Origin of the sequence: Haladaptatus sp. DYSN1 (assembly GCF_029489995.1) — an archaeon.
Classification (GTDB): domain Archaea; phylum Halobacteriota; class Halobacteria; order Halobacteriales; family Halococcaceae; genus QDMS2.
On record NZ_CP120470.1, the window covers coordinates 773,511 to 798,036 of the forward strand.

22 protein-coding genes are annotated in these 24,526 nt (G+C 64.0%); 5 read left to right on the forward strand and 17 right to left on the reverse strand.

The window, feature by feature from the left end; all coding sequences use genetic code 11:
* Window positions 1–44 precede the first annotated feature (44 nt).
* Window positions 45–821, forward strand: a complete 777-nt coding sequence (locus P0648_RS04200; RefSeq protein ID WP_276245494.1) for a winged helix-turn-helix domain-containing protein — start codon at window positions 45–47, stop codon at window positions 819–821.
* Here P0648_RS04200 and bcp read toward each other — a convergent pair.
* From bcp to mutL, 7 genes are all read right to left on the reverse strand, one after another.
* Entirely contained in the window at window positions 818–1,273 is a 456-nt protein-coding gene (gene bcp / locus P0648_RS04205) for a thioredoxin-dependent thiol peroxidase (RefSeq protein WP_276245493.1), read from the reverse strand. The two genes, P0648_RS04200 and bcp, sit on opposite strands and share 4 nt — an antisense overlap.
* A 31-nt stretch (window positions 1,274–1,304) precedes the next feature.
* Window positions 1,305–2,573 carry an MFS transporter gene (locus P0648_RS04210; RefSeq protein WP_276245492.1) on the reverse strand — a complete coding sequence of 423 codons (1,269 nt, stop codon included), beginning with the start codon at window positions 2,571–2,573 and terminating at the stop codon, window positions 1,305–1,307.
* Window positions 2,574–2,610: 37 nt separating this feature from the next.
* On the reverse strand, window positions 2,611–2,751 hold the full coding sequence (locus P0648_RS04215) for a hypothetical protein (protein ID WP_276245491.1): 141 nt from the start codon (window positions 2,749–2,751) through the stop codon (window positions 2,611–2,613).
* Between the two features lie 30 nt (window positions 2,752–2,781).
* Window positions 2,782–4,005: a PGF-CTERM sorting domain-containing protein gene (locus P0648_RS04220; protein ID WP_276245490.1), complete on the reverse strand. Its 1,224-nt coding sequence runs from the start codon at window positions 4,003–4,005 to the stop codon at window positions 2,782–2,784.
* Between the two features lie 156 nt (window positions 4,006–4,161).
* Window positions 4,162–5,547, reverse strand: coding sequence for an NAD(P)/FAD-dependent oxidoreductase (locus P0648_RS04225; RefSeq protein ID WP_277505317.1), 1,386 nt, complete (start codon window positions 5,545–5,547; stop codon window positions 4,162–4,164).
* Between the two features lie 69 nt (window positions 5,548–5,616).
* Complete coding sequence (locus P0648_RS04230) at window positions 5,617–6,570, reverse strand: sugar kinase (RefSeq protein ID WP_277505318.1); 954 nt, start codon at window positions 6,568–6,570, stop codon at window positions 5,617–5,619.
* Window positions 6,571–6,663: 93 nt separating this feature from the next.
* On the reverse strand, window positions 6,664–8,700 hold the full coding sequence (gene mutL / locus P0648_RS04235; RefSeq protein ID WP_277505319.1) for a DNA mismatch repair endonuclease MutL: 2,037 nt from the start codon (window positions 8,698–8,700) through the stop codon (window positions 6,664–6,666).
* A 202-nt stretch (window positions 8,701–8,902) separates the two neighbouring features.
* Here mutL and P0648_RS04240 point away from each other — a divergent pair, with 202 nt between their 5' ends.
* The gene (locus P0648_RS04240) at window positions 8,903–10,207 is read left to right on the forward strand and encodes a sodium-dependent transporter (protein WP_277505322.1); all 1,305 of its coding nucleotides are present in this window, start codon (window positions 8,903–8,905) and stop codon (window positions 10,205–10,207) included.
* Window positions 10,208–10,222: 15 nt separating this feature from the next.
* Here P0648_RS04240 and P0648_RS04245 read toward each other — a convergent pair whose 3' ends face one another.
* Entirely contained in the window at window positions 10,223–11,629 is a 1,407-nt protein-coding gene (locus tag P0648_RS04245) for an FAD-binding oxidoreductase (protein WP_276245484.1), read from the reverse strand.
* Between the two features lie 87 nt (window positions 11,630–11,716).
* A complete protein-coding gene (locus tag P0648_RS04250) occupies window positions 11,717–12,574 on the reverse strand; it encodes a hypothetical protein (protein WP_276245483.1) in 858 nt (285 codons plus the stop codon).
* A gap of 222 nt (window positions 12,575–12,796) precedes the next feature.
* On the opposite strand from P0648_RS04250, the gene P0648_RS04255 reads away from it, so the two are divergent.
* Window positions 12,797–13,840: a twin-arginine translocation signal domain-containing protein gene (locus P0648_RS04255; RefSeq protein WP_277505323.1), complete on the forward strand. Its 1,044-nt coding sequence runs from the start codon at window positions 12,797–12,799 to the stop codon at window positions 13,838–13,840.
* Window positions 13,841–13,863: 23 nt separating this feature from the next.
* Here P0648_RS04255 and P0648_RS04260 read toward each other — a convergent pair whose 3' ends face one another.
* The 6 genes from P0648_RS04260 to glpA all read right to left on the reverse strand — a co-directional run bounded on the left by P0648_RS04260 (window position 13,864) and on the right by glpA (window position 18,902).
* Window positions 13,864–14,088, reverse strand: a complete 225-nt coding sequence (locus P0648_RS04260) for a hypothetical protein (protein WP_276274540.1) — start codon at window positions 14,086–14,088, stop codon at window positions 13,864–13,866.
* A 17-nt stretch (window positions 14,089–14,105) separates the two neighbouring features.
* The gene (locus tag P0648_RS04265; protein WP_276245480.1) at window positions 14,106–14,261 is read right to left on the reverse strand and encodes a hypothetical protein; all 156 of its coding nucleotides are present in this window, start codon (window positions 14,259–14,261) and stop codon (window positions 14,106–14,108) included.
* Window positions 14,262–14,447: 186 nt separating this feature from the next.
* The gene (locus P0648_RS04270) at window positions 14,448–14,618 is read right to left on the reverse strand and encodes a hypothetical protein (protein WP_276245479.1); all 171 of its coding nucleotides are present in this window, start codon (window positions 14,616–14,618) and stop codon (window positions 14,448–14,450) included.
* Window positions 14,619–14,737: 119 nt separating this feature from the next.
* Window positions 14,738–16,006, reverse strand: coding sequence for an anaerobic glycerol-3-phosphate dehydrogenase subunit C (locus tag P0648_RS04275; RefSeq protein ID WP_276245478.1), 1,269 nt, complete (start codon window positions 16,004–16,006; stop codon window positions 14,738–14,740).
* On the reverse strand, window positions 16,003–17,241 hold the full coding sequence (gene glpB / locus P0648_RS04280) for a glycerol-3-phosphate dehydrogenase subunit GlpB (RefSeq protein WP_276245477.1): 1,239 nt from the start codon (window positions 17,239–17,241) through the stop codon (window positions 16,003–16,005). Before glpB ends, P0648_RS04275 begins: the two co-directional genes overlap by 4 nt.
* Window positions 17,238–18,902: an anaerobic glycerol-3-phosphate dehydrogenase subunit GlpA gene (gene glpA / locus P0648_RS04285; protein WP_277505324.1), complete on the reverse strand. Its 1,665-nt coding sequence runs from the start codon at window positions 18,900–18,902 to the stop codon at window positions 17,238–17,240. The genes glpB and glpA overlap by 4 nt, the downstream gene beginning before the upstream one ends.
* 275 nt (window positions 18,903–19,177) lie before the next feature.
* Here glpA and glpK point away from each other — a divergent pair, with 275 nt between their 5' ends.
* Window positions 19,178–20,719 (forward strand): glycerol kinase GlpK, encoded by a 1,542-nt coding sequence (gene glpK, locus P0648_RS04290; RefSeq protein ID WP_277505327.1) that lies wholly within the window; start codon window positions 19,178–19,180, stop codon window positions 20,717–20,719.
* Window positions 20,720–20,721: 2 nt separating this feature from the next.
* Window positions 20,722–21,837 (forward strand): hypothetical protein, encoded by a 1,116-nt coding sequence (locus P0648_RS04295; protein WP_276245474.1) that lies wholly within the window; start codon window positions 20,722–20,724, stop codon window positions 21,835–21,837.
* A gap of 18 nt (window positions 21,838–21,855) precedes the next feature.
* On the opposite strand, the gene P0648_RS04300 is transcribed toward P0648_RS04295, so the two are convergent.
* Both P0648_RS04300 and P0648_RS04305 read right to left on the reverse strand, forming a co-directional pair.
* The gene (locus P0648_RS04300) at window positions 21,856–23,352 is read right to left on the reverse strand and encodes a class I adenylate-forming enzyme family protein (protein WP_276245473.1); all 1,497 of its coding nucleotides are present in this window, start codon (window positions 23,350–23,352) and stop codon (window positions 21,856–21,858) included.
* A gap of 159 nt (window positions 23,353–23,511) precedes the next feature.
* Window positions 23,512–24,285, reverse strand: coding sequence for an IclR family transcriptional regulator (locus tag P0648_RS04305; RefSeq protein WP_276245472.1), 774 nt, complete (start codon window positions 24,283–24,285; stop codon window positions 23,512–23,514).
* Between the last annotated feature and the right edge of the window lie 241 nt (window positions 24,286–24,526).

Below are 24,526 nucleotides of genomic sequence, written 5' to 3' on the forward strand. Positions count from 1 at the left end.
CACCCGTACGCTTATCCACCTGACGCTTCATCACAGAGTAGAGTATGGGTACGCCAGCACCGCGTGAGGCGATGGAGGTCGTCGGGAAACGGAGCGAACTCGTGACGTGCCTCCTCGACGGCCCACAGGACACGCGAGACCTCGTAGACGCACTCGGGGCGTCACGCTCGACCGTCTACCGGGGGACGCGTGAACTCGAGGCGCTCAGACTCGTCGAACAGGACGGTGGCAAGTACCATCTGACGACGTTTGGGCGACTCGTAGTCGAACTGTACGACTCGTTTTACGAGAATCTAAAAACGCTCTGTGAACTCGAAACGCCCCTCTCTGACCTCCCTCGCGAAGCGAACCTCCCTGCCGACGTGTTCTGTGGCGGCGAGGTGGTCCACGCCGTCTCCCACGACCCGGACCGCCCGGTCGATGCCTTCGAGCAGGCGGTCAGAGAGGCCTCGCGCCTCCAGGGGTTTTCCCCGATTACCCGGTCTCGGTACGTCGAACTGTTCGCAAACGAGTTGCGCTCGGGGTCGCTCGAGGCCGAGTTACTCACGACGACCTCCGTCGTCACCTACCTCGTCTCCGAGTACGCGGACGTGATGGAGGACGTGTTCGCGCTCGAAAATTTCCGCTTTTTCACGACCGAGGAACCGCTCCCGTACGAACTTATCGTGGTCGAGGAACCGGAACCGTTCGTGGGAATAAGCCTCTACGACAGCCGCCAGAACATGCGGGCGTTCGTCACTAACCACGACGCAGACGCCATCGCGTGGGGCAGAGCGCAGTTCGAATCGTACCGTGAATTGGCCGAGTGCGTGACCGACTAGTCGAGCGCTTTGAGGACGGTCGCTGCGTGGCCCTCCGGTGTGACGTTCCGGTAGACGTCGACGACGGTGCCGTCAGGCCCGACGAGGTAGGTGTTCCGGAACACGCCGTCGAACGTCTTGCCGAACATGTTCTTCTCGCCGTAGGAGTCGTAAGCTGCGGCGACCGCACCCGACTCGTCGCTCAGAAGTTCGATGGGCAGGTCGTACTTTTCAGCGAAGTCCTGTAGGTCGCCAACAGGGTCGTCACTGATGGCGAGCACCGCGATGTCGCGCGCTTCGTACTGCTTCCAGAGGTCGCGAAACTCGCAGGCTTCGGTGGTACAGCCGGGCGTGTCGGCCCGCGGGTAGAAGTAAACGACGACGTGTCTGCCAGCGTAGTCCGCGAGTGAAACGTCCTCGCCGTCCTGATTCGTGAGTGTGAACGAGGGAGCCTCGTCTCCGACTTCGAGCATACCCTTGCTTGGGACCCCACGACGAAACCCGTTATGTTGTCGGCTCGACCCCGAACACCACGAACACGAGCGTCCCGACGAGGCCAACGACGGTAGCCACGGTGAACGCGATCGTCGGTGATTGGGCGTAGAGAAAGCCGCCCACGGCCGCCCCCGGCACAGTGAGTGCGTTCCTGAGCAGGTAGTACGCTCCCGTGACTCGCCCGCCAGCCCCTTTCTCTGCGGGGCCGACGATGAGCGCCTTGTGTGCGGGAAGGCCCGCAAAGCGCAGGCCCGAGAACGCGAAGACGAGCGCGACCACGAGTGCCTCCGGTGGTGCGGATATGAGGAGAATGGGGGTGAGCGCGTACACCGAAAACCCGGCGGCAACGACGGGTTTGAGCCCCCAGTTGTCGGCCACCCACGCGCTCGGGAGCATGACAAGCAACGCGACCACCATCTCCACGGCGAGCAACACCCCGAAATACGCCTCCGGGCGCAGGAGGCCAACGACTGGCAGGGTCGCGCTCACCTGTAAGCGGTCGACCACGACGAGGACGAAGAAGACGTACACCATCCCGTTGGCGAACCGGACGAGAGTGTCCGCGACGAGCAACGGGCGCAGCGGCCGGGGGAGCGCGGCGAGGTCCTCGCGCACCGACGCGAGTCCGGCCCACGCTTTCCCAAGCGTGTCGCCGATCGGGTCGTAGAGGAGGCGCTGGGCGACCGTCGCGACCACGGCGAAGCCAATCGCGACGACAAGCACGAACTGAAAGCCGTCGAGGAACCCGGCGGTGAGCGCGAAGATGGCCGTCGCGAACAGCGGGCCGAGCAGGAAGCCGACCCGGCGGACGACCTCCGTGGCGGCGAATCCGCGTGCGAGATGGGCGGCATCCACGCTCTGTTTGACGAGCGCGAACGTCGCGCCGAGGCCGAGCGAGTTCCACGCCTGGACCAGGACGAGGCCGACGAACAGCCACGCCCACGCCGGGAGCGGCCCGCCGAGGCCAGGCGCGGCCAGCCAGACAACGAACCCGACGACAGAGAGCAGGCCGAACAGCGTGAGCGCTCGCCGCGTGCCGATGCGGTCAGAAATCGCCCCGCCCGGGTAGGGGTAGATGGCCGCGATGAACTGCTTGAAACTGCCGAAGATCCCGATGACGCCCGCGCCGGCCCCCAGCGCCTGCATGTAGGCGGCGACGTACCGGTCTGTCATCTGGTAGGAGAGGCTGAACGCGAGCATCGCGACGGAGAGGACGAGCACGTCGCGTTCGAGTCCGGCCACCTCTCTAAGCGTCCGGCGGACGCCGTCACCTGCCATACGTGGTGTCAGATGCCGACCAAAATAGCACTAGGTGTCACTGACGTTTTACCCGCTGTTCTTCCTCCGCTTCGAGCCAGATACGGTCGAACCACGCAGCCCGCCACCGCCAGCGAAGCCACTGGTGGACGGCGAGAACGGCGAAAAACGCCCCGATGACCAGCAGGCTCAGATCCATACGAACAATTGGTGTTGAATCGACCTAACCTTATCTCAGCCGCCGCCGGGCGAGGAACGCTACGACGACCAGCGCGAGGACGGCTGTGATGGCGGTAAAGCCCGGCAGGCCAACGTTGGTGGTGGTCTCGTCGTCAGCGACGGTGGTCGGTTCGGTAGTCGTCGCCGTCGTCGTCGGCGCTTCCGTGGTCGTCGTCTGCTGGCTGGCCTCGATACCCTCAACGACGAGCGGTTCTGACTGGAGCGAGTCGATACTTGCGACGAGTTCTTGTTCACCCGCAGATTCGATGGTCGCCACGAGGACGCCCTGGTCGTTCGTCTCGCCGACCGCAGAGCCGTCTACCGTGATGGTGGCTCCGCTTACAGGGTCGCCGTACTCGTCTGTGACTTCGAGCCTGACGCTCTCACCGACGACGATGCGGCTCTGTGCGGATTCGATGGTCACCGACGGCGTTCGCTGGATGGTGGCGTCCACGGTTCGAGCACGTTCGGCGACGTTGAACTCGACGGTCTGTCCGTCGTAGCCTTCTTTGGTAACCTCCGCACTGACGCGCGTGTTCACCGGGATCTGGAGCGTCGCCTCACCGTTTCCGAGGGTCGTCACTGTCGACCCGCCGACGGTCACGCGGGCGTCCTGAACCGGCCGTGCGGGGTCGAAGTGGTCGTCTCGCACGGAGAACTGAACGGTCACCGACCCGCGCTCTAAGTCGACCTGTCGGTTGATGTCGCCCGTGACCGAGAGCGGGCCCCGATGGGTGAAGTAGCCCGATTTGAGCACGGTGATGCTGTACTCCCCGCGCTCGATGATTCCCGTCTCGACCGACCCGTCGCTGTCTGTGGTCTCGCGGACGATTTCCTGGTTGTCCTTCGAAAGGATGACGCTGGCGTCTGCGAGCGGTCCGTCTTCGTCGCTCACGACGAGGTCGACCGACCCTCGCTGAGCCACGTTGACGGTAATCTCCTGTTCGCTCGCATCTTCAACGACGAGCGGGCGATTTCTCACGTAGGTGGGGTGGGAGACGGTTATCGTCACGTCTGCTCCCTCGGGCACGTCGAGGAACGCCTTGCCGTTGCCAGCGGTCGTGCGGGTGAGCTCGCCGCCGTCCCACGACGCCGTGAGTTCGGCGCCGGAGACGGGGGAGCCTGCTCGGTCGACGACGCTCGCGGTGAGCGTCACGGTTTCCTGTGCGGCGACTGGTCCGGCGAATACGGAAAAAATCACGACCAGTGTGACGGCGAGCGCACGAAATCTCATACGTCTACTTCATGTCCAAAGAATATAAATCTCTGTCATCCTGTCTCATAGAATCGTCAGACAGTGTGCTGTGTATCGAAAATTCTGCCTGAATCCTGATTCATCTGCCTGTGATATCGCGTGACCTGTTTGAACGCGAAGAGGTGTCTGACGCGCTTATAATTCGTCCTTCGCGGCGCGGAACAATCCGTCGAGAATCTCCGGTGTCGTCGGGTGATAAGCGCGGTCCGGAAGCGTGCGCACGTCCTGGCCGAGCGCCACCGCTACCTGCATCGTCTTCGCCATCACGTCCGCATGGTAGTGGAGGCCCTGATAGCCGAGTACCGTCCCGTCGCGGGCGACGACCAGCGTGGCCATCCCCGCGTCGTGATGTTTCGTCTTGAACACGCCGTCGGTTGCCGCCTCGCGTGTCACCACTATCGGGTCGTAGTCCGCCTCACGTGCGGCCTCGGGCGTGTGGCCGACGCGAGCGTAGGGGTAGACGCCGAGGCCCGAGAACACAACCAGATGCCGGTAGTTCTCGTAGGCGGTGAGCTGGTCGCCCGCCACGTCCGCGAGGATGTTGTCTGCGGCGGTGAACCCCTGCTCTTTCGCGACGTGCAACAGCGGTTCCTTCCCATTCGCGTCCCCGACGACGTAGGTGCGGTCGTCTTCCACCGTCTGCATCGTCTCTCTCACCCATCCAGGTTCGGCTTCGAGGCTGGTGTTCTCGAGTCCGAGGCCGTCCACGTTCGGCCGGCGACCTGTGAACACGAACAGGTCATCTGCGTCGATGGTCTCGGTCGAATCGTCTCGCTCGACAGTCATGCGAACGCCGCCATCGTCGGTGCTTTTCACTGCCTGCTCGCGGGTGCGCGTTAGAACCTCAATGTCGAACTCGTCGCGGTAGATGTCCAGAACCCAGTCCCCGTACTCGTCCGGGGCGTCGTCGAGCGGGCGAGCGTCGTGCTCGATGACGGTTACGTCCACGCCACACTCGCTGAGATAGGGAGCCAGTTCGAGACCGATAACGCCAAAGCCCATCACGATGGCCGAGCCGGGGAGGCTCGTGGCGTCGAGGACGTCGTCGCTCGTCCAGAAGTCCACGTCGTCGATGCCCGACAGGTCGGGAACCGAAACCGTAGACCCGGTGGCGACGACGAGGTAGTCGGGTTCGATGGTCCGGTCGCCGACCGCCAGTTTTCGGTCGCCGACGAGCGTCGCCGTTTCGTGAAGGAAAGTGACGTTGTCCCGGTCGGCGAGACGGTGAACCGCCGCCCGCCGGTGTCTCGCAAAGTTCGAGATGTGCTCGTCTTTCGTCTCCACGACCGCCTGCAGGTCCACTTCGGGTGTTCCCGTGACCCGCTCGTCGTGGCGAACTTGAAACCGGTGGGCCGCAGCAGAGAGCACCTCCTTCGACGGCATACAGCCCCGGAGGATACAGAGACCGCCGCCCGGCTCTCCGTCGTCTACGAGCGTCAGTTCCACGTCCTCGTCTGCGAGCGACTGGGCGACGGCGACACCGGCGCTGCCGTACGCGCCGATGATTGCGACGTGCGTCATACGATAAGATGTTGCGGGCGTGCCTGTTAGCCGTTTGGCCCGGTTGTGCGATTCCAGTCCGCCCGGTGGTTACCGGCGGTTTGCGTCCGATTGCTCCGTGAGAACCCGTTCGACCTCCGGCAGAGAGATGGTCGCCGCCGCACCGGGAATCGTCCGGGCGAGGGCCGCCGTTGCGACCCCGTATCGAATCGCGTCGTCGAAGGAGTGACCGGCGAGGTGGCGGGCCACGAACGCCCCGCAGAACGCGTCGTAGGTCCCTTCTGGGTCGACGGTCTCCGTGTGGATTGGCTTCTGCTCGTGGATGGTCGTCCCGTCGAGAGCGATTGCACCCTGTTCGCCACGAGAGAGGACGACGGTCTCGAGATCGTACTCCGTCGCGATTCGGTGGGCGAGCGCCGCCGGTTGCCCTTCGAGGTCGAACACCGTCCGGGCGTCGCGCTCGCGTCCGATGAAGATGTCTACCGCGGAGAAGTACTCGGTGAGCGTCTCGCGGGCCTCCTCGGGTGTCCAGCAGTCCTGCTGGTAGTCCAGACTGAACACGGTCTTCACCTCCGCGTCCTTCGCCTGCCTGAGCAGGCGGGCCGTCGTCTCGGCGAGCGTGTCAGAGATTCCCGGCGTCACCCCGCTGACGAAGAAACAGGCTGCATTTTCGACGTACTCCTGGGGTAGTTCGTCCGGTGTGAGCGTGCCAATCGAAATCCCCATTCGGTCGGGCGTGCGGGTCGCCTTTCGCGGCGCGGTCGCCTGTTCGACGTAGACGACTCCCTGCCTGCCCTCGTCGGTCCAGACGATTTCCGTGTCGATGCCGTGCTGGCGAATCGACCGCGCGACGTGGTGGCCAATCGGCGTGTCCGGCAATTTTGAGAGCCACGACGTGTTCGTACCGAGTCGCTGGGCCGCGATGGCGACGTTACACTCCGGGCCGGTAACACAGGCGGTAAACCCCGAGGCGGTCTCGAGTCGGTCGTTCGCCTCCGGTTTGAGTCGGAGCAGTGCTTCCCCAAAGGTAACCAGGTCAGCCATGAATCTATTGACACTTTCTACCGACTTAATTCAGTGGGGTGAGACTGTCTGGAAAAGCAGAGATTCGCGTTTCCCGGGGTCGTGTCGCTCGATTCACTCTTCACGGCGGCCGGCGTGGCCGGGGTAATCGCGCTCGAAGCGGTTCTCGATTTCAGCGCTCGAGATCTCGATGACGACCGGTCGGCCATGCGGGCAGGCGTAGGGGTTCTCGCAGGCGTCGAGCGCGGCGAGCAGGTCAACCACCGACCCCTCCGTGAGCGACGTGTTCCCCGTAATCGACGGGTAGCACGCGAGGTCGGCAAGGAGGTGGTCGCGCACGGCGTCCACCGTCTCTGCGGGCCGTTCTGTGTCGACGAACTCTGAGAGCACGTCCCTGAGCAACGCCGGGTCTGCCGCCCCCGCAACGACCGAGGGAACCGCCGTCAGCCGAACAGTCCGGTCGTCCGCAAGGGTCGCTTCGAATCCCAGTTCCGCGAGCGTCGCTTCGTAGTCTGCGAACAACTCGGCTTCGCGTGCGGTGAGTTCGAGCGAAACTGGCGACGCGAGCGCCTGTGCGGGCACGTCGCCGAGGAACTGCTCGCGGAGGCGCTCGTAGTTCACCCGTTCGTCCGCCGCGTGCTGGTCTACGAGGACCATTCCCTCTGCCGTCTCCGCGACGATGTAGGTGTCGTCGAGCTGGCCGAGGACGCGCAGCGCGGGCAGGCGGTCGAACTCGCGCTCGCCCGTCGTCCGCTCGCCAGAAAGCGTCTGTTGTGTCGGTCGGTCGCGGAACTTCCGGTTCGAGGTGGTGTCGGTGGGCGTCTCGGCTGTCGGGTCCGCCGACTCACGCCGGGCCGGTGCTGTCCGCGTCGATTCGTCGCTGCTGTCTGCCGTTTCGGGTTCGCCTCCCTCGTTACCGTCCTCGTCCGCGCTGCTCTCGTCGGTGGCTGGACGCGAGGCGGCCGCTGGACGCGCCCGACGGCGTTTCTCGGGGCGAGACGGCGTAGGGCGTGTCCGGGTGCGTTTGCGGGTCGCCGGATGCGAGACGCCGGGTGATTCGGTGTCTTCTTGCCCGCTCGTCTCGGGGACGATTTCTGTCTGTTCGGGGGCAGACCGGCCTCGCGGGGCCGCCGTCCGAACGAGGCCTTCGCGCATCAGCGCGCCCTCGACGGCGTTTTTCACTTGCTCGCGAACCGCCGCGTCGTCGCCGAACCGGACCTCCATCTTCCGCGGATGGACGTTTACGTCTACGGTCTCTGGCGGCACGTCGAGGAACAGCACGGCGAAGGGGTAGCGGTCGGGAGCGATTTGCGACCCATAGGCTTCGACGACGGCGTCGCGGACGGGTTTCGAGGTGACGTATCGCCCGTTCACGTAGGTCGAGACGTATTCGGCACTGCTCCGGGTGGTTTCGGGGTGGCTCACGACGCCCGAGAGGTCGGCGAGCGGCCCCGGTGGAACCTGCTCGACAGGTAGCATCGCTTTCGCCACTTCGCGGCCGTACACCGAGAGTAGCGTCGCTTCGAGCGACCCCTGGCCCGTGGTCGAGAACACTTCGCGGCCGTTGTGTTCGAGCGTCACCGCGATGTCCGGGTTGGCGAGGGCGTATTGCGTGACGACGGTGTTCACGTGGGCGAACTCCGTGGAATCCTGCTTGAGGTACTTCTTCCGGGCGGGCGTGTTGTAGAACAGGTCCGCGACGTCGATGGTCGTCCCTTCGGGACACCCGGCGGGTTTCACGTGTTCGACGCTCCCACCTTCGTAGGCGAGTTCCGTACCCGTCTCGCCTCCGCGAGGTTTCGTGCGGATGGTCAGCCGCGCCACTGCGCCGATGACGTGGAGGGCCTCCCCCCGGAAACCGAGCGTCCCGATGCCCGCCTCCAAATCCGAACTGTCGCGAATCTTGCTCGTGGTGTGCTTCTGGACGGCCAGTTCGACAGCTTCGCGGGTCATCCCGACCCCGTCGTCGCTGATGTGGATGCCCGCCTTCCCGCCCTGCTCGACGGTGACGGTGATGCGCGAGGCGTCCGCGTCGATGCTGTTCTCGACGAGTTCCTTGACGACGGAGGCCGGGCGCTCGACCACTTCCCCGGCGGCGATTCGCTCGATGGTCGTGGCGTCGAGGTGGCGGATTTCGGGGCGGTCGGTCATCGGCCCGCCTCCGCGTGCGCGGTGACTGTACGAAGAGAGAGAACGTGTGGACAGTCGGTCATCGTCCACACCGACGGGGTAGGCCCCTATCAATCCGGTGTTGATTCGTAACGCCATGGCTTGTGATAACGTGATATTTGGTGTGAGTGTCCATATCAGGGCCAATATCTTTATTGCAATATTTGCCGAAGCACCGCCAAATATGGCACAACGAGAGCACTGGAAGTCACGAATCGGATTCATTCTTGCGGCGGTCGGCAGTGCGGTCGGACTAGGTAACATCTGGCGGTTCCCCTACGAAGCGGCCGCGAATGGCGGGGCGGCGTTCCTTCTCGTGGACATCATCGCGATACTCGCCATTGGCCTCCCCGCGATGCTGGTGGAGTTTTCCATCGGGCGGCGGGCGCGGAAGAACGTGGTCGATGCCTACGGCTTCGACGGCCACAAGGCCTGGAAACTGGCGGGCGTCCTCGCGCTGTTCACCGGGTTCTGGATTCTTTCGTATTACTCCGTGGTCGGCGGGTGGGTGATACGCTACATCGTCGGGAGCGCGACGGGCGCGTACTTCGGTAACCCGGAGGGCTACTTCGGAACCGTGTCCGCCGGGCCTGAGGCGCTCGCCTTCGCTGGTCTGTTCCTCGCCGTGACCATCGGCATCGTCGCGCTCGGCGTCGAGCGCGGTATCGAAATCGGGAATCGCGTCATGGTCCCCTCCGTCGTGTTGATGATGGTCGGGCTTGCCATCTGGGCGGCCACGCTGCCGGGTGCGGGTGCTGGCTACGAGTTCTTCCTCCAGCCGGACTTCGCCCACCTCGCGGCGAACTGGCAGACCATCGTCCCCGCTGCCGTCGGCGAGGTGCTGTTCACTCTCTCGCTCGGGATGGGCGCGATGATTACCTACTCTTCGTACATCGAGGGCGACGAGAGCCTCGTCACCGACGGTCTCGCCATCGTCACGGTGAACACGTTCATCGGCGTCCTCGCGGGCCTCGTCGTGTTCCCGCTGCTGTTCGCACAGGGCATCGACCCGGGTGACCCCGGAGCGGGGGCAATCTTCATCAGCGTCGCAACCGCGTTCGAGTCGCTGCCCGCGGGCCGCCTGCTCGGCGTGCTGTTCTACGCCGTCGTGCTCATCGCAGCCATCTCCTCTGCCATCAGCCTGCTCGAAGTCGTCGTCGCCTACTTCGTGGACAACTACGACATCGACCGACGCATCCTCGCCGCTGGCCTCGGCCTCACGAGTTTCCTCGTCGGCATCCCGACGGCACTCGACACGGGAACACTCGGCCTCTACGACGGCATCGCGAGCAACATCCTCCTCCCGCTCGGCGTCTTCTTCGCTACGCTCTACGTCGGCTGGGTGTACGGCCGCGACGCCATCACCGAACTCAGCCGCGGCGCACAGGAGGGGCTCTCACGGCTGTGGCTCTGGCACGTCCGCATCGGCCTGCTCGCCGCCGTCATCATGACGCTCGTGTTGAGCTTCGCGAAGTACTTCGGGCTCTAAAAAATCAGAACCGGCTCAGGTCCGGGGCTTGATGTTCTGGTTCATGTGGAACACGTTGTCCGGGTCCCACGCCGCCTTCACCTCGGCGAGGCGGTCGTAGTCTTCTGGACCGTACGCCGCACGAATTCGGTCTTCACCTTCTCCTTCGCTGAGGAAGTTCACGTACACCCCGCCGGTCGAGTGGGGAATCATGTCGGTAAAGAGGTCTCTCGCCCAGGCGATGTGGGCGTCGTCTTCGGCCTCGTTCACCCACCGTGACTGGACGTTCAGCACCCACCCCGCATCGCGGTGGGGGTAGGGTGTCTCGTCTTCTGGAACCCGCGCAATCTCGCCGCCGAGTGACAGCATACCGATAGTCGTCTCCGGCGTCGAGATGGTCGCCGCGTGGTCGCAGATGACGGCTATCGCCTCGTCGGTCAGGTCTGCGAGGTAGTGTGCCTTCCAGTAGTTTCTGCTGCCGGGAAGGCCGGCCGCGTCGAACAACGTCTGGAACACCGTGTACGGTCGGGGGGCGACGGCGTCGACGATTGGTTCGCCGATTGCCCGCAGCGGCGCGAGCGCCTGTTCACCCGCCTCGACCGATCCGGCGTACATCGGTGCGACGAGCAGAATCAACTTTCCGTGCCACTCCTGTGGAATGAACGGTGCCGGTGGCGAGTTGCGGATGCCGACGAGGCAACTCACTTCGTCCGGTGCGTCGCGGATGAATGCTGCCACCTCGCGCATCACAGCGGGCGCGTCGTCGAACGCGTGGACGATAGGTCCACAGAGTATCGGACTCGCGAGTTCGTGGAGGTCGAATTCGAAGGACGTAACGACACCGAAATTGCCGCCGCCGCCGCGAATCGCCCAGAACAGGTCCGAGTGCTCGGTCCCGCTCGCGGTGACGTACTCGCCGGTCGCGGTCACGAGGTCCACCGACCGCAGGTTGTCGATAGTCAGCCCCCACTTGCGCGAGAGGTAGCCAAAGCCACCGCCGAGCGTGAGTCCCGCCACGCCGGTCGTCGAGATGAATCCTGCTGGCGTCACGAGGCCGTGGGCCTGCGCCTCGACGTCGAAGTCGTGAAGTTTGCAGCCGGGTTCCACGCGGGCAGTCTTCGCTTCGGGGTCGATGTGAACCGATCGCATCTCGGAGAGGTCGATTACCAGCCCGTCGTCGCACACCGCGTTGCCGGCGACGTTGTGCCCGCCGCCTTTGATGGCGATTTCGAGGCCGTGCTCCCTGGCGAATCGGACCGCCTGCATCACGTCGCTCGCCCCGCGGGCCTGGACGATGACCGCCGGATGCCGGTCGTACATCGCGTTCCAGATGTGTCTCGAATCGTCGTACCCGGGTTCGTCCGGAAGCAGTACCATCCCCCTCACCATCCCTCGGAGCGCCGTGACGGCGTCTCCGTCCAGTTTTCTGGTTGTAAGTGCCATTTCACCTCACCTGCATGAACTACGACGATTGAGAAGATGAAATCGTATGTAATTTGATAGTTTCGCAGAGAGTCGTTCAATCGTGAATCAGGCTGCAGAATCCGTAGACGAGTCTGTCCCGGCGCTCCCGTCAATCGCGTCCTGCAGGCCGACGCTCGGTGGCGAGTGCGGGTCGATGTCGGCTATCAACTGCATCGTGGCGATGTTGAGGCCGAGTCCCACAGGCGCGAGCACGAGGACGCCAACGAGAAGGCCGACGACGCCGAGGTTCACGACGAACGCGGACGCGAACCCGGAGAGGAGCATCGAGAACAACACGAAGCCGACCGTGTAGCGAAAGAACGCGCCGCCATCGACCGCGATGCCGTACGCACCGCGCGCGGCTGCCACGAGCCCGGTGTCGCGCAGGACGACGAGATACGGCGTCGCGTAGAACAGGTATCCGAGGACGAGGAAGGCGATCCCGAGAAGCAAAACGACGGGGATAATCGACGGACTAAGCGGTTGTCCACCCAACAGCAGCAGGGGTGCGACGAGGACGACAGGGACGATTGCGTAGACGAGGAACGCCACGAAGTGTTTCTTGACGTTCGAGACGAACCGATACTCCCCAGTTTCGAGTGCCTCCGCGATGCTGCCGAAGTAGCCTGCGGAAAGGACTGTGGAGAGCAGGAGTGTCGCCGGAAGCGTGAGGAAGATAGGACCGATGGCTGGGGCGACCGATTCGACGTGGAACCCCTGATTCGGCACGTCAACGAAGGTCCAGAGGTTCACCACGTCTGCGGGAACACTGAATCTGAAGCCGATGTGGAATCCCTGATGGGCGACGATTCGCTCCAGCTTTTCAACTTCCACGAGAGCGGTGAGCAGGGGGACGACCGCCAACGCCAGGTACGATTGCGCGAGACTCAGACCGGTCTGCACGCGAGTGATGAAGGAGGGCATTTCGAGTGTTATCTTTCGAACACGACCAATTTAGTAGTTATTCTTGCACGTCGGGAGTAAACAGCACATGTCGGCTCCCGTTGTGGGACACTCGAACCGGAAATCGCGTGTGGAAGCGTTGATGTTTCGCGCCACATACATTTCTCAAATATATGCAAGTTTATGCTCAAAAAACTGGCGAATTCCAGAATTTATTTAAGTCACATGGGCACACATTTGCACATGTCTGGAAAGCGCAACGCGCTCGTCCGCCGCCAGTTCCTGAAAGCCAGTGGTGCAACTGCCCTCGCCGGACTCGCCGGCTGTCTGTCGAGTGCCGGGTCGCAGGAGGCCCAGGCCAGCCTCGCTGGAGACACCGACGCAGTCGAGGACCCCGTGGACGTGAAGGTGTTCGTCCTCGCGGCATTCGAAGTCGCGAAGCTCAAGAAACGAGAGAACGGCGACGCACCCGGCGAGTTCCAGCTCTGGTACGACGGCTACGACCTGACGACCGAGGCTGACGTTCCCGGTGCGTTCGCGCCCGTTTACTACAACGACGAGGGCGTCGCGGGGACCATCACGGGCATCGGAAAGAGCAACACTGCCGGGTCGCTTTCGGCCATTCTCAGGTCGCCGAAATTCGACTTCGAAGACACCTACTTCGTCACGGCGGGAATCTCTGGGTCACCGCCGTCGGTTGGCACGCTCGGCTCCGTGTTCGTCAGCGAGGCCGTCGCCGACTGGGACCTGCTCCACCGCTGGTCGCGTGCAGACGGCCCGGCAGACCCTCACGCGATGATGCTCCGCCCGCACCGCCCGGACCACGCCTTCGAACTGAACAACGACCTCGTCGAACGCGCCAGCACGCTCGCCGAGGACGTGACGCTCACCGACAGCGAGCGAGCGAAGGAGTACCGCGCACTCTACGACGAGGAGGTCGCTCAGTCGGAACCGTTCGTCGGCGTCGGGACGACCCTCTGTGGAGACACCTACTGGCACGGGGAGACGTTCTCAGAGCAAGCACAGCACATCGTCGACGAGTACGACGTCGGCACCTACGCCACGACGGAGATGGAGGACTTCGCGACGGCGACCGTCCTCAAACGCTACGGGCTGCTCGACCGCTACGTGAGCATCCGCAGCGTCTCGAACTTCGACCAGCCACATCCCGGTCAGACGATAGAAGAGAGCCTCGCCGCGGACTCCGGCGGCTTCGCGCCGAGCGTCGAGAACGTCTATCGCGTCGGGTCTGCGCTCGTGGACGACCTGCTTGACCGCGAATGCTGAGCGCATCGCGTCTCTAAAAAACGTCACCGGTGCGGGTGTGGGTCACTCGGGTCGAACGCCGACCCGGACCCGTCCGCGATAGCCGGCTTGTCTATCGGTTCGACGCGATCAACGGGCAGTGGCTTCGGTCGTGGTTCGAAGGCGTCTATCGCGCCGCCGACCGCCGAAATGGCGAGCCACGGAAGCAGGACCAACAGCCCGAGTATCGCCACCCACGCGACCAGCGTCACCAGCACTTCGAGTGGCATCGATTCGGCTGCGCCTCCTAGATGACGTGGAACGTCTCCATTGCCGCAGCACTCCCGGTCGCTGCGACGAGCAACGCGAGCGCCACGAGTAGGACGAAGACGAGGCGTCGGCCCACAGCCGTGTTCAGTAGCGATTCGACCGCGATTCCCCCAGCGTGGTAGGTTTGTCTCATTGACTTTTCCCCAGGTAAGCCTACTTCTGGGGCGGCAATATATGTTAGCTGAAAAACATTTCTATCGGATTTTCGAGTGAAATCTCGTTACCTAATCGGCCGTGAAACTCCGTGAATCGTGAAATTGAGACGACAATTCGTCGGTTCGAACTCTACCACTTCGCTGGTGCTCCATGAGCTGCGCATTCACGCAGAATATTTCTCTGAGATTCGCAATAGCACGCCGAGAAATATCGTAACGAATCCAATAGGGACGATGACCTGGAGAAAATCAGCGAACACGACGAGGAGTGGATGGATGAAGGGGGCTATCAGTATCACCATACCTATCGCAAACAGCTGTTCGTACGGCTCCATGTGTGTCAACTGTTCTTCATTCTCATAAAATGACCGCAGCAGACGGTTCAGAAACTTCACACGCTGGCCGGTGGGGGATTGCACTCACACTGGCAGAAGTCAGTGAACTGCTCTCTCCGTCAGTTCACCAGCGCCGACTCGACGACTTCGAGCGGGTGGCGTATCTCGTAGCCAGAGCCGTGGCCCATCTGCATCGCGCAGGTCGGACACTCGGTCAGGCCGGTTTCGCCGGGCGCGTCTTCCATGTGCTCGAACATCTCCTCGCCGATTTTCATGGAGGTGTCGTAGTTCTCCTCCTTCCAGCCGTAGGTCCCCGAAATCCCCGAACAGGAGTCGCCGACGTCCGTGACTTCGAGGCCGTCGAGTTCCGAGAACAGGTTCACGGCCTGTCCGTCGAGGCCCTGATTGCGGGCGTGACACGGCGCGTGGTAGGCGAGGTTGGGGAAGTTCGGTTTCGCCCCTTTCAGGTCACCTTCGACGTCCTCGTAGATGCGCAGGTATTCGAGCGCCTCGTAGGTGTGGGCGGCGACTTCGGCGGTTCCGTCGAAGGTGAACAGTTCGGGGTACTCCTGGCGGAGCGCCATCGAACACGAGGTACACGAACAGACGATGTCGTAGCCATCTTCGACGAGGTTGTGGAACGTTTCGACGTTGAACTTCGCGGCGCGGCGCGCGTCGTCCATCATGCCGTTGGCGAACATCGGCGTGCCGGAACACCGCTGGTCGGGGACGGCCACTTCGTAGCCGTAGTGTTCGAACACGCGGACGAGCGCCTTCGCCACCTCGGGGGTGTTGTAGTTCGCGTAGTCGCCGTGGAAGTAGGCGACGCGTTTGTCCTCGGACTGGACCGTGGACCCCCCACGTTTCTCGAACCACTCGACGAACGTCTCCGTGGCGAACTCGGGGAACTCGCGCTCTGCGGTGATGCCGAGGAATTTCTCGTTTACCTGCTGGACAAGCGAGTTGCCCATCACGAAGTTGGTGAGTCGCGGGACTTTCGACCCAATCCGGGCGAGCGTGCCGTAGTTCGCGAGGATGCGATTGCGCCAGTATTCGGTGCTGAGCATGGACATCTCCTCAGAGACGTACTCGGCGCGAGCGGTGTTGTGCATCTGCGAGAGGGGGACACCGGAGGGACAGGCCCCGTCACAACGCATGCAGTTCGAACACTTCATCACCGACTCGTCGACGCTCGTGTCCTCCTTTCGTTTCAACCGCCACTGTTCCGGCCCCTGGAACTTCGGGCCGGGGAAGTCGTCATCCACCTCGGCGACGGGACACGAGGTGTCGCAGGCCGAGCATTTGTAGCAACTGTCCGCCCCGGGCCGGAGGTCCATCTCCTCCGTCTCGGGAAATACGTCGATGGGGAAGTTTTCAGAGTCACTCATGATTGCGCTGCTCGCCTCCCGGCGACCCGCCCGGTTGCGAGCGAGATGCCGCTACCCGATTTCTCTGCTGCGAAGTCCGCGCCGCCGAGAACGCCGCCTGCGGCCCGGAGGTTTGCGTACTCGACCGCACCCGACCCGTCGAGAGGTCGGAGGTCCGTATCGACGGCCACGCCGAATCGGGCGAAGGGGTGGTCGCCGAAGGCCTCGTCTTCGAACCAGTCGTATCGGTTCTCCGGGTGTGGGACGTGCAGGTCGAACACCGGTTCGCGCACACCCTCGCGCGAGGTGGTGATTCCTTTCCCGACGAGGCCGCCGGTTGCCAGCACGAACTCATCTGCGAAATACGGCACGCGCTGGTGGGTGCGTTTCACGGCAACGTGGTCGATGCGTCCGTCGCTGGCTTCGAAGCCGACGACTGGATTGCCAGTCTCGATGGTGACGCCCGCCTCGCGGAGGGCCGCGAACAGGACGTCTTCGAGGCGCATTCCGGGCAGCGAGGGCGGGCCGCTCGGGACCTCGAACACGTCCGCGCCGAGTGCGTCGGCGAGTGCCTCACGAACACGCGCCGGGTGGTCGTGGCCGAGGACGGCCGGGAAACCCACGCGTGTCGCGTCGCCGAGGTGCGGTTCGATCGCCTCGACGAGTTGGCTGCGAATGCCCTTCTCGTCGGTGTCGAGCACCTTCGCATACCGCGTAATTTTCGCATCCGCCCGGAGCATCGGGAAGCGCGCCGTGACCCCTCGAACTTCGAACGGGACGCCCGCATTTTGCAGGTGGTCTGCGGCGAGTGGTGCGTCGAAGTCGGTGAGCGTTTCGAACCCGACGAGGAGCATCTCGCCGTCGTCGCTCGCAAGTCCCGGCGCGACGCTCGCGGGGTAGCGAGCGGTCGGTTTGACTGTCCCGCCGTGGGTCGGCACGAGCGCGTTCTTCGTCGTGTGACTGCCCGCGTACAGGTCGCCTGCCACCTCGTCGAACAGGTCGAGGCCCGCTTCGACGGCCGCCGAGCCGACGCGCTCGTAGGGATGCCCTTCTGGCATGTCGCCGACCGCGGAAAAGGGGTCCGCGAGTAGAGTACCGTCGTGGTAGCCGAGCACGTCGATGAGGCCGGACGCGTGGCGAAGCGTCGATTCCTTGTGCGAGACGAGGCGCACGTCTGCGCCTTCGCGGGCGGCCGAGAGCGCCGCCGTCCCGCCCGCAAGCCCGCCGCCGACGACGAGGACGTCGCTCTCTATCACGGCTGGCCTCCGTCGAAGTCGGTCCAGTCGGGTGTACCCGTTTTGGCGAGGTCCGTGTCCCGATTCATCGTCGCCGCGTGGAGGGCGTGTTTGAGCGCGGCCTGCGAGAGTTGTTCGCCCCACAACGCGTGGCGCTCGCCCTTCCAGCGTTCCTGATACAGGTCGTCGAGGGAGGCACGAGCGGTTTGCTCGTCGTGGTCCGGGTGGAGTTCGGCCGCCAGCCGGTGACAGCAAAACCCACCCTGACAGTTGCCCATCGACGCCCGAGTGCGGATGCGGACGGCGTTCAGGTCGGTTCCCGATTGGGAGAGTGCGTCCTGCACCTCGGCTCGGGTGACGCCCTCGCACTCACAGAGAACCGGATTCGGGGCGTCCGTTTTCAGCACGTCGTCGGCGCGAGAGCCGAGGCGTTGGACCGACCGTCGACCGACCGGCGAGCGAAGACTGAACTCGTCCATGTAGTCGCGAAGGACGCTGAAATCCTCGCTGCCGGGAAGTGGAACGTCGGCCGTCTCACAGCGGGTGCAGGTGCCGAGTTTCTGGCAGACGTGGTCGGCAATCGACTCGGCCATCATCCGGTAGGTGGTGAACTTCCCGCCGACGATGCTCGTCATGCCCGGCAGTTCGTCGCGGTCTGCGTGGTCGAGCAGAAAGAAGTCCCGCGTGATGTCGGTGGGGTCTGCGCTGCCGACTTCCGGCGGTTCGTACAGCGGGCGCACCCCCCAGAACGAGCGAATCGTGCGGGCGTCTCCGAGAATCGGGACGAGTTTCGTGAGTTCGTCGATGACCAGGTCGACTTCCCACTGTTCTTCGGGGTAATCCTCCGGGTCAGAAACCTCCTCGTCGGTGGTTCCGAGGATGCAGGTGGTTTCGTGGGGGACGATGATGTCCGCGTCACCTTTGGGGCGACAGCGGTTGATAACGGTGTCCACCTGCCGGACGTTCATGATGGTCATGACGCCTTTCGAGGGGCGCACCTCGATGTCGACGCCCGCCATCTCGCCGAGACGCCCGGCCCACGCTCCCGTCGCGTTCACGACGTGGTCTGCGTAGATGGTCTCGGTTTTGCCGGCGGTCGCCGCGTTTCGCGGGCCCGGTTCGTGGCGAATTTTCGCGCCGACCACTTCGCCCGCCTCCACGATGAGGTCGGTGACGGGCGCGTGAGTCAGGACTCGTCCGCCGTGTTGCTCCGCGCTCGCGGCGTTCGCGACGCACAGCCGGAAGGGGTCGACCGCCCCGTCCGGAACCCAGATGGCCTTCTCGATGTCCGGGGCGAGGAAAGGCTCGACTTCGCGGGCTTCTTCGTTACTCAGAATCTCCGTGGGAATGTCACAGGCCTCACAGCCTGCGAGTTTCTCCTCGAAGTAATCGTCTGTGTCCTCCGGGCGCTTCACGAACAACCCACCCGTCTCCTCGACACAGTGGGCGGCGATGTCCCGGAGGACGCGGTTCTCTTCGATACATTCGCGGGCTGATTTCTGGTCAGAAACGGCGTAGCGACCGCCGCTGTGGAGCAACCCGTGCATCCGCCCGGTGGTTCCATGGGTCAGATTGCCCTGCTCTACGAGGGTGACGCCCACCCCGCGCATCGCGAGGTCCCGGGTGATACCACAGCCCGTAGAGCCCCCGCCGATGACGAGGACTTCAGTTCTCGACTCCATCCAATGGTACACCTGTCGGGTGAGAGTACTTCACGTTTACCGCCGCGCGGGGGTGATTTCTGCCGCCTCTCGCGCATCGTGTTCACACGAACCACGGGAATTATTCCCGGATTTCTGGACAATTGCTGTATCGCAACCGACGAGCGGCCCGAAGATTTATCGGCAATTCTAGAGCAGACTACGCCAACAGACCAAACGATGATTACAATTCGGTTGGTCTCTGCGGGCGGCGGGCACGAATCGACGGGCACGTCGTCTCTCCCCCACTCCCACCAATGACAACGAACACCTACATCGGTGCGATAGACCAGGGCACGACTGGCACACGGTTCATGGTCTTCGACCACGCCGGGCAGGTCGTCGCCAACGCCTACGAAACGCACGAACAGATTTACCCCGAACCCGGCTGGGTCGAACACGACCCCGTCGAAATCTGGGAGAACACCAAACTTGTGGTCTCGCGGGCGCTGCGGGAAGCGGACATCGACCCGGGCCAGCTGGAAGCGCTCGGCATCACGAATCAGCGCGAGACGACGCTCATCTGGGACGCCCAGACGGGTACGCCGGTCCACAACGCCCTCGTCTGGCAGGACCGGCGGACCACCGACCGCGTCGAGGAACTCGAAGCCGACGAGAAGGTCGAGTGGATTCGAGAGAAGACGGGCCTCGAAGCAGACGCCTACTTCTCCGCGACGAAAGCCGAGTGGTTGCTCGACAACGCAGACCCCATCAAGATTCAGCGAAGCCGCCCTGAGGACGTGCGCGACCGCGCCGAGGCGGGCGAACTGCGCATGGGGACCATCGACACCTGGCTCATCTACAAACTCACGGGCCAGCACGTCACCGACGTGACCAACGCCTCGCGGACGATGCTCTACAACATCCGCGACCTGACGTGGGACGCAGAACTCCTCGCCGAGTTCGACATCCCTCGGGAACTCCTGCCGGAAGTCCGCCCGTCCAGCGACGACGACTATTACGGATACACCGACCCCGAGGGCTTCCTCGGGGCGCGCGTCCCCGTCGCCGGCGCGCTCGGCGACCAGCAGGCGGCCCTGTTCGGCCAGACGTGTTTTGACGAAGGCGACGCGAAGAACACCTACGGCACGGGGTCGTTCTTCCTGATGAACACCGGCGAGGAGGCCGTCGCGAGCGACCACGGCCTGCTCACGACTATCGGCTTCCAGCGCTCCGGCGAACCGGTCCAGTACGCCCTCGAAGGCTCCATCTTCATCACCGGCGCGGCCATCGAGTGGTTAGAGGACGTCGAACTCATCGCCGACCCGGCCCAGACCGCAGAACTCGCCCGGGCGGTCGATTCGACCGACGACGTGTACGTCGTCCCCGCCTTCACGGGTCTCGGCGCACCCCACTGGGACGGCCGCGCTCGCGGCACCATCGTCGGCATCACCCGCGGGACGAAGCGCGAACACCTCGTGCGGGCGACGCTCGAATCCATCGCCTACCAGACCCGCGACGTCGCGGAAGCCATGGAGAGCGATTCGGGCATCGAGATGAACTACCTGCGCGTCGACGGCGGCGCGGTCAAGAACAACTTCCTCTGTCAACTCCAATCTGACATCATCCAGACGGACATCGTCCGCCCCGAAGTCGACGAGACCACGGCTCTCGGCGCGGCCTACGCCGCCGGCCTCGCGGTTGGCTACTGGGAGACGGTAGACGAACTGCGGAACAACTGGCACGTAGACCGCAAGTTCACCCCGGAGATGGAGCCCACAGAGGCCGATTCGCGGTTCGACCGCTGGCACGAGGCAGTCGACCGCTCGCTCGACTGGGCGCGCGACGGAGGTGACTGAGCGTGGCCGTCGAATTCTTCGGCAATACGCTCGAAGCGTGGCTCGTCCTCGTCGTCGCGGCGTTCGCGGGCGGCGCGTTCGGCGCAGCCATCGGCGCACTTCCAGCCTTCGTCTTCACCGGCCTCATGGTCATCGTCGGTGAGGGCGCGAACATCATCAAGAGCGAACTCGGTGCCGCGGGCGTCGCCTCCGCCGACGCCATCAACGTCGGTATCACTGGGAGCATCGCCTTTGGTCCGGTGTTCGGCCCGCACATCTCCTTCGCCGGCGGTGCGGCGGCGGCCGCCTACGCCGCCCGGAAGGGCTACATGGACACCGGCTTCGACTACTTCGAGGCGAAGAACATTGCCCACGCGCTCGGCACGAAACCCGACGTGCTCGTCGTCGGTGGCCTGTTCGGCATCCTCGGGATGTTCATCCGCCAGTTCTCGGGCGCATTCGCACTTCCGTGGGACCCCATCGCGATGGGTGTCGTTCTCTCTGCCATCTTCCACCGAATCGTCCTCGGCTTCCCGGTCATCGGGGACGTGCGGGGCCGCAGCATCCTCGACATGTCGCCGTTCGAGCGCGAGGAGATGCGCCAGACCGCAGAGGGCGGCAAAGTCGTCGCCGACGGCGGAAAGCCGATTGCAGACGGCGGTGCGACAGCGACTCGATTCAAGGTTGAACCGTGGCTCCCCCACCAGTACGAGTGGGCGAACGTCGCCATGATTGGCCTCGTCGTCGGCCTGCTCGCCGCCTACACCGCGGTCAAGACGGGGAGTTTCTTCCTCGCCTTCGGCATCAGCGCCGCTTCGCTCGTGTTTCTCGCACTCGGCATCGAGCAGATTCCGGTCACCCACCACATCGCGCTGCCGGCGAGCACGGCCGCACTGGCCATCGTTCCGGAGACGGTGACGACAGTTCCGATTCTGCCCGCGCTCGCAATTGGTGCGCTGTTCGGCGTAAGCGGGGCCCTCACCGGTGAGGTCATCCAGCGCGTCTTCTACGCCCACAGCGACACGCACTTCGACCCGCCCGCGGCGGCAATCGTCGTGAATTCGTTCTTCATCGCGGTGCTCGCTATCGTCGGCGTCCTCCCGCAGGCCGGGTGGGTTCCGACGCTTGGCTTGCTCTGATTCGCGGGCGCGTTTCGACTACCCGCCGTAGGACTCGCGCAGGGCAACCCGGTTCACTTTTCCCGTCACCGTCTGTGGAATCTCGTCCACGAACTCGATTCGCTGGGGAACCTCGTGTTCGTCCAGCGCGGCGGCGCAAACCTCCCGAATGCGTTCACGAGAGAGGTCTCCCGACCGGGTGATGATGGCCGTCACGACCGCCCCGCGAAGGTCGTCTCGGGCGTCGATGACGGCGGCGCTCTCGACGCCCTCGATGTCGTAGAGCACGTCCTCGATTTCTCGTGGATAGACGTTCGCACACCCCGTCGTGAACATGTCCTCGCGGCGGTCGACAATGAACAGGTGGTCGTCGTCGTCCACCCAGCCGATGTCTCCCGAACGCAGCCAGCGGACGCCGTCACGCTCGACGAACGCCTTCCGGTCGTTTTGCGGGCGTTCGTACCCGGGGGTCACGGTGTCGCCTCGCCAGAGCAACTCTCCGCGCTCGCCGGGGGATACAGACTCTCCCGTCTCAAGGTGCTCCACCCGAAGTGCCACCACTTCCCGGGCGACTGGGCCGACGCTTCCGGGTTTGCGCGGGGTCGGGTCCGGGCGGTTGAACGCGGCGAGCGGCGTGGTCTCGGTCATCCCGTAGCCTTCGAGGACGGCACAGTCGAGGGTTTCTTCGGCCTCGTGGAACCGGCCCTTCGGGAGCGGTGCGCCGCCGACGCCCACCGTTTCGAGCGACGAGAGGTCGTAGTGGTCGCGTGCTGGGTGGTCGAGCAGGTCGATGAGCATGCTCGGTGTGAGGAAGGCGTAGGTCACCCGGTGGTTTTCGACGGTCGCGAACACCGTTTCGGGGTCGAACGCCGGCAGGAGGTGATTCGCGGCTCCCGTGTAGAGCAGCGGCGTGGTCGTGACGTTGAGACCGGTGACGTGGAAGCACTGACAGACGGTGAGGCCCACGTCCTGGCGGGTGAGGTTCAGGTAGTTCACGATGCCGAGGGCGTTAGAGAGGAGATTCCCGTGGGTGTGGCGCACGCCCTTCGGCTGGCCGGTGGTCCCCGATGTGTAGAACACTTCGGCGAGTTCGTCGCTCCGGCGTGGGCAGACCTCGTAATCGTCGTCTGCCGCGGCGAGCAGGTCGTGGAAGTCCTCGCCGACGCTTCCGTCTACCGTAATCGGAACCTCGACGTCGCCCGCGACTTCTGCGAACGAGTCGTCCGTGACGAGGACCGACACGTCGCTCGCGTCGAGGGTGTGACGAATCTGCGACGGCGAGAACTGCGTGTTCAGCGGGACGGGGACGGCCCCGCGCTTCATCGCGCCGAGGTGTGCGGTCAGCAGTTCGAGGCTGTTGGTGAGGCAGATACCTACGCGCTCGTCTGACTCGACGCCAATATCGGTGAACGCGTTCGCCGCGGCGTTCGTCCGCGCTTTCAGTGCCCGGTAGGTGTGGAGGATGTCCGTGTCGCTCACCGCCGGCTTGACCGGCGCGTTCCCGGCGGCGAGGTCGAGGACGTTCGCGAAGTTCATGGCTCACGATACGCCTGCTCGACAATGCGTGTTTCCCACGAATAATAATTATCAGCAATGAATAACGAACGGACGGGTATTCACGGTCGTTCCGATGGGCGGGCGGGGCACGGGCAAAGCGGCCAAATGCCGTTCGACCATGTGGGAAACGAGGCCCGCTCAGTCCATCGTGGCGAAGACGATCTCGTCGCGGACGTGGGCGGCCTTCTCACGGACGACGGTCGAGAGGTCGCCGTCGAGTGACCCTCGAAGGTCGCTCGCGGGGCCGTAGGCGGCGAGTGCGCCGTACACCCGGTCGTCGGTCGCCACGGGCGCGGCCACGCCGACGATGCCCGGAATCATCTCGCCCGTATCGACGGCGTACCCCTGTTCGCGGACAGTCGAGAGCTCTTCGCGTAGGGCTGGAAGGGCTGTCAGCGTCTTCTCGGTTCTCCCCGGCAGGCCGTGGCGTGCGACGATTTTCTCGACGCGGTCGGTGGTGAACGCGGAGAGAATCGCCTTCCCCGGCGCATTCGTGTGGAGGTGTTCGTGCGTGGGGTAGACGTGGCGGGCGGAGGGTGGGAGGTCCTCGTACTCCCAGCGCGTCGCGAGCAGGATGGCTCCGCGACCGTTTTCTTCGACGACGAGTTGGCTGTAGGTGTTCGTCTCGTCGGCGAGCGCCTTCGACGCTTGTCGGCCGTGGATGAACAGTTCGTTGCTGTTGCGCGACTCCCGACCGAGGTGGAGAAACTGGGTGCTCAGCCGATACTCCCCGCCGCGTTTGACGAGGTAGCCGAGCGCTTCGAGCGACTTCAGATGATTGTGGACGGTGCTCTTCGGAAGGTCGAGCGCGCCCGAGAGTTCGGTCGCGCCCGACCCTTCCCGGTCGCGAATCTCACCGACGATTTCGTACGACCGTTTTATCGAATTGATGGGAACAACTGGCTCGTCCATGCCTCTCGCTCGGGCGGTCCACACTTAGTTCTGTTCGACGATGTGGGACAGACGTGCGTTCGAGCCGGATAGTGAGACAACTTCACACCCGAAATTACCAAAAAACACGCATTAAATTTGGCTCGTTTTCGAGACGTGTCCGAAACGCTAAATCGCCTCATTTTCGACTTCTGAAGCCCGGAAGTTCTCTTCTCCTCTACGGTGGCTGCGAAGGTATCGCGCACATCTATAAGTTATCAAT

Coding starts and splice junctions, on each gene's coding strand:
- mutL (WP_277505319.1), bottom strand. CDS start 8,700: ATGACCGACCGCCCCGAAATCCGCCACCTCGACGCCACGACCATCGAG.
- P0648_RS04260 (WP_276274540.1), bottom strand. CDS start 14,088: ATGCCACTCGAAGTGCTGGTGACGCTGGTCGCGTGGGTGGCGATACTC.
- P0648_RS04240 (WP_277505322.1), top strand. CDS start 8,903: ATGGCACAACGAGAGCACTGGAAGTCACGAATCGGATTCATTCTTGCG.
- P0648_RS04215 (WP_276245491.1), bottom strand. CDS start 2,751: ATGGATCTGAGCCTGCTGGTCATCGGGGCGTTTTTCGCCGTTCTCGCC.
- P0648_RS04245 (WP_276245484.1), bottom strand. CDS start 11,629: ATGGCACTTACAACCAGAAAACTGGACGGAGACGCCGTCACGGCGCTC.
- glpA (WP_277505324.1), bottom strand. CDS start 18,902: ATGGAGTCGAGAACTGAAGTCCTCGTCATCGGCGGGGGCTCTACGGGC.
- P0648_RS04200 (WP_276245494.1), top strand. CDS start 45: ATGGGTACGCCAGCACCGCGTGAGGCGATGGAGGTCGTCGGGAAACGG.
- P0648_RS04250 (WP_276245483.1), bottom strand. CDS start 12,574: ATGCCCTCCTTCATCACTCGCGTGCAGACCGGTCTGAGTCTCGCGCAA.
- P0648_RS04275 (WP_276245478.1), bottom strand. CDS start 16,006: ATGAGTGACTCTGAAAACTTCCCCATCGACGTATTTCCCGAGACGGAG.
- P0648_RS04210 (WP_276245492.1), bottom strand. CDS start 2,573: ATGGCAGGTGACGGCGTCCGCCGGACGCTTAGAGAGGTGGCCGGACTC.
- glpK (WP_277505327.1), top strand. CDS start 19,178: ATGACAACGAACACCTACATCGGTGCGATAGACCAGGGCACGACTGGC.
- P0648_RS04220 (WP_276245490.1), bottom strand. CDS start 4,005: ATGAGATTTCGTGCGCTCGCCGTCACACTGGTCGTGATTTTTTCCGTA.
- P0648_RS04270 (WP_276245479.1), bottom strand. CDS start 14,618: ATGGAGCCGTACGAACAGCTGTTTGCGATAGGTATGGTGATACTGATA.
- P0648_RS04230 (WP_277505318.1), bottom strand. CDS start 6,570: ATGGCTGACCTGGTTACCTTTGGGGAAGCACTGCTCCGACTCAAACCG.
- bcp (WP_276245493.1), bottom strand. CDS start 1,273: ATGCTCGAAGTCGGAGACGAGGCTCCCTCGTTCACACTCACGAATCAG.
- P0648_RS04265 (WP_276245480.1), bottom strand. CDS start 14,261: ATGAGACAAACCTACCACGCTGGGGGAATCGCGGTCGAATCGCTACTG.
- P0648_RS04255 (WP_277505323.1), top strand. CDS start 12,797: ATGTCTGGAAAGCGCAACGCGCTCGTCCGCCGCCAGTTCCTGAAAGCC.
- P0648_RS04305 (WP_276245472.1), bottom strand. CDS start 24,285: ATGGACGAGCCAGTTGTTCCCATCAATTCGATAAAACGGTCGTACGAA.
- P0648_RS04300 (WP_276245473.1), bottom strand. CDS start 23,352: ATGAACTTCGCGAACGTCCTCGACCTCGCCGCCGGGAACGCGCCGGTC.
- P0648_RS04225 (WP_277505317.1), bottom strand. CDS start 5,547: ATGACGCACGTCGCAATCATCGGCGCGTACGGCAGCGCCGGTGTCGCC.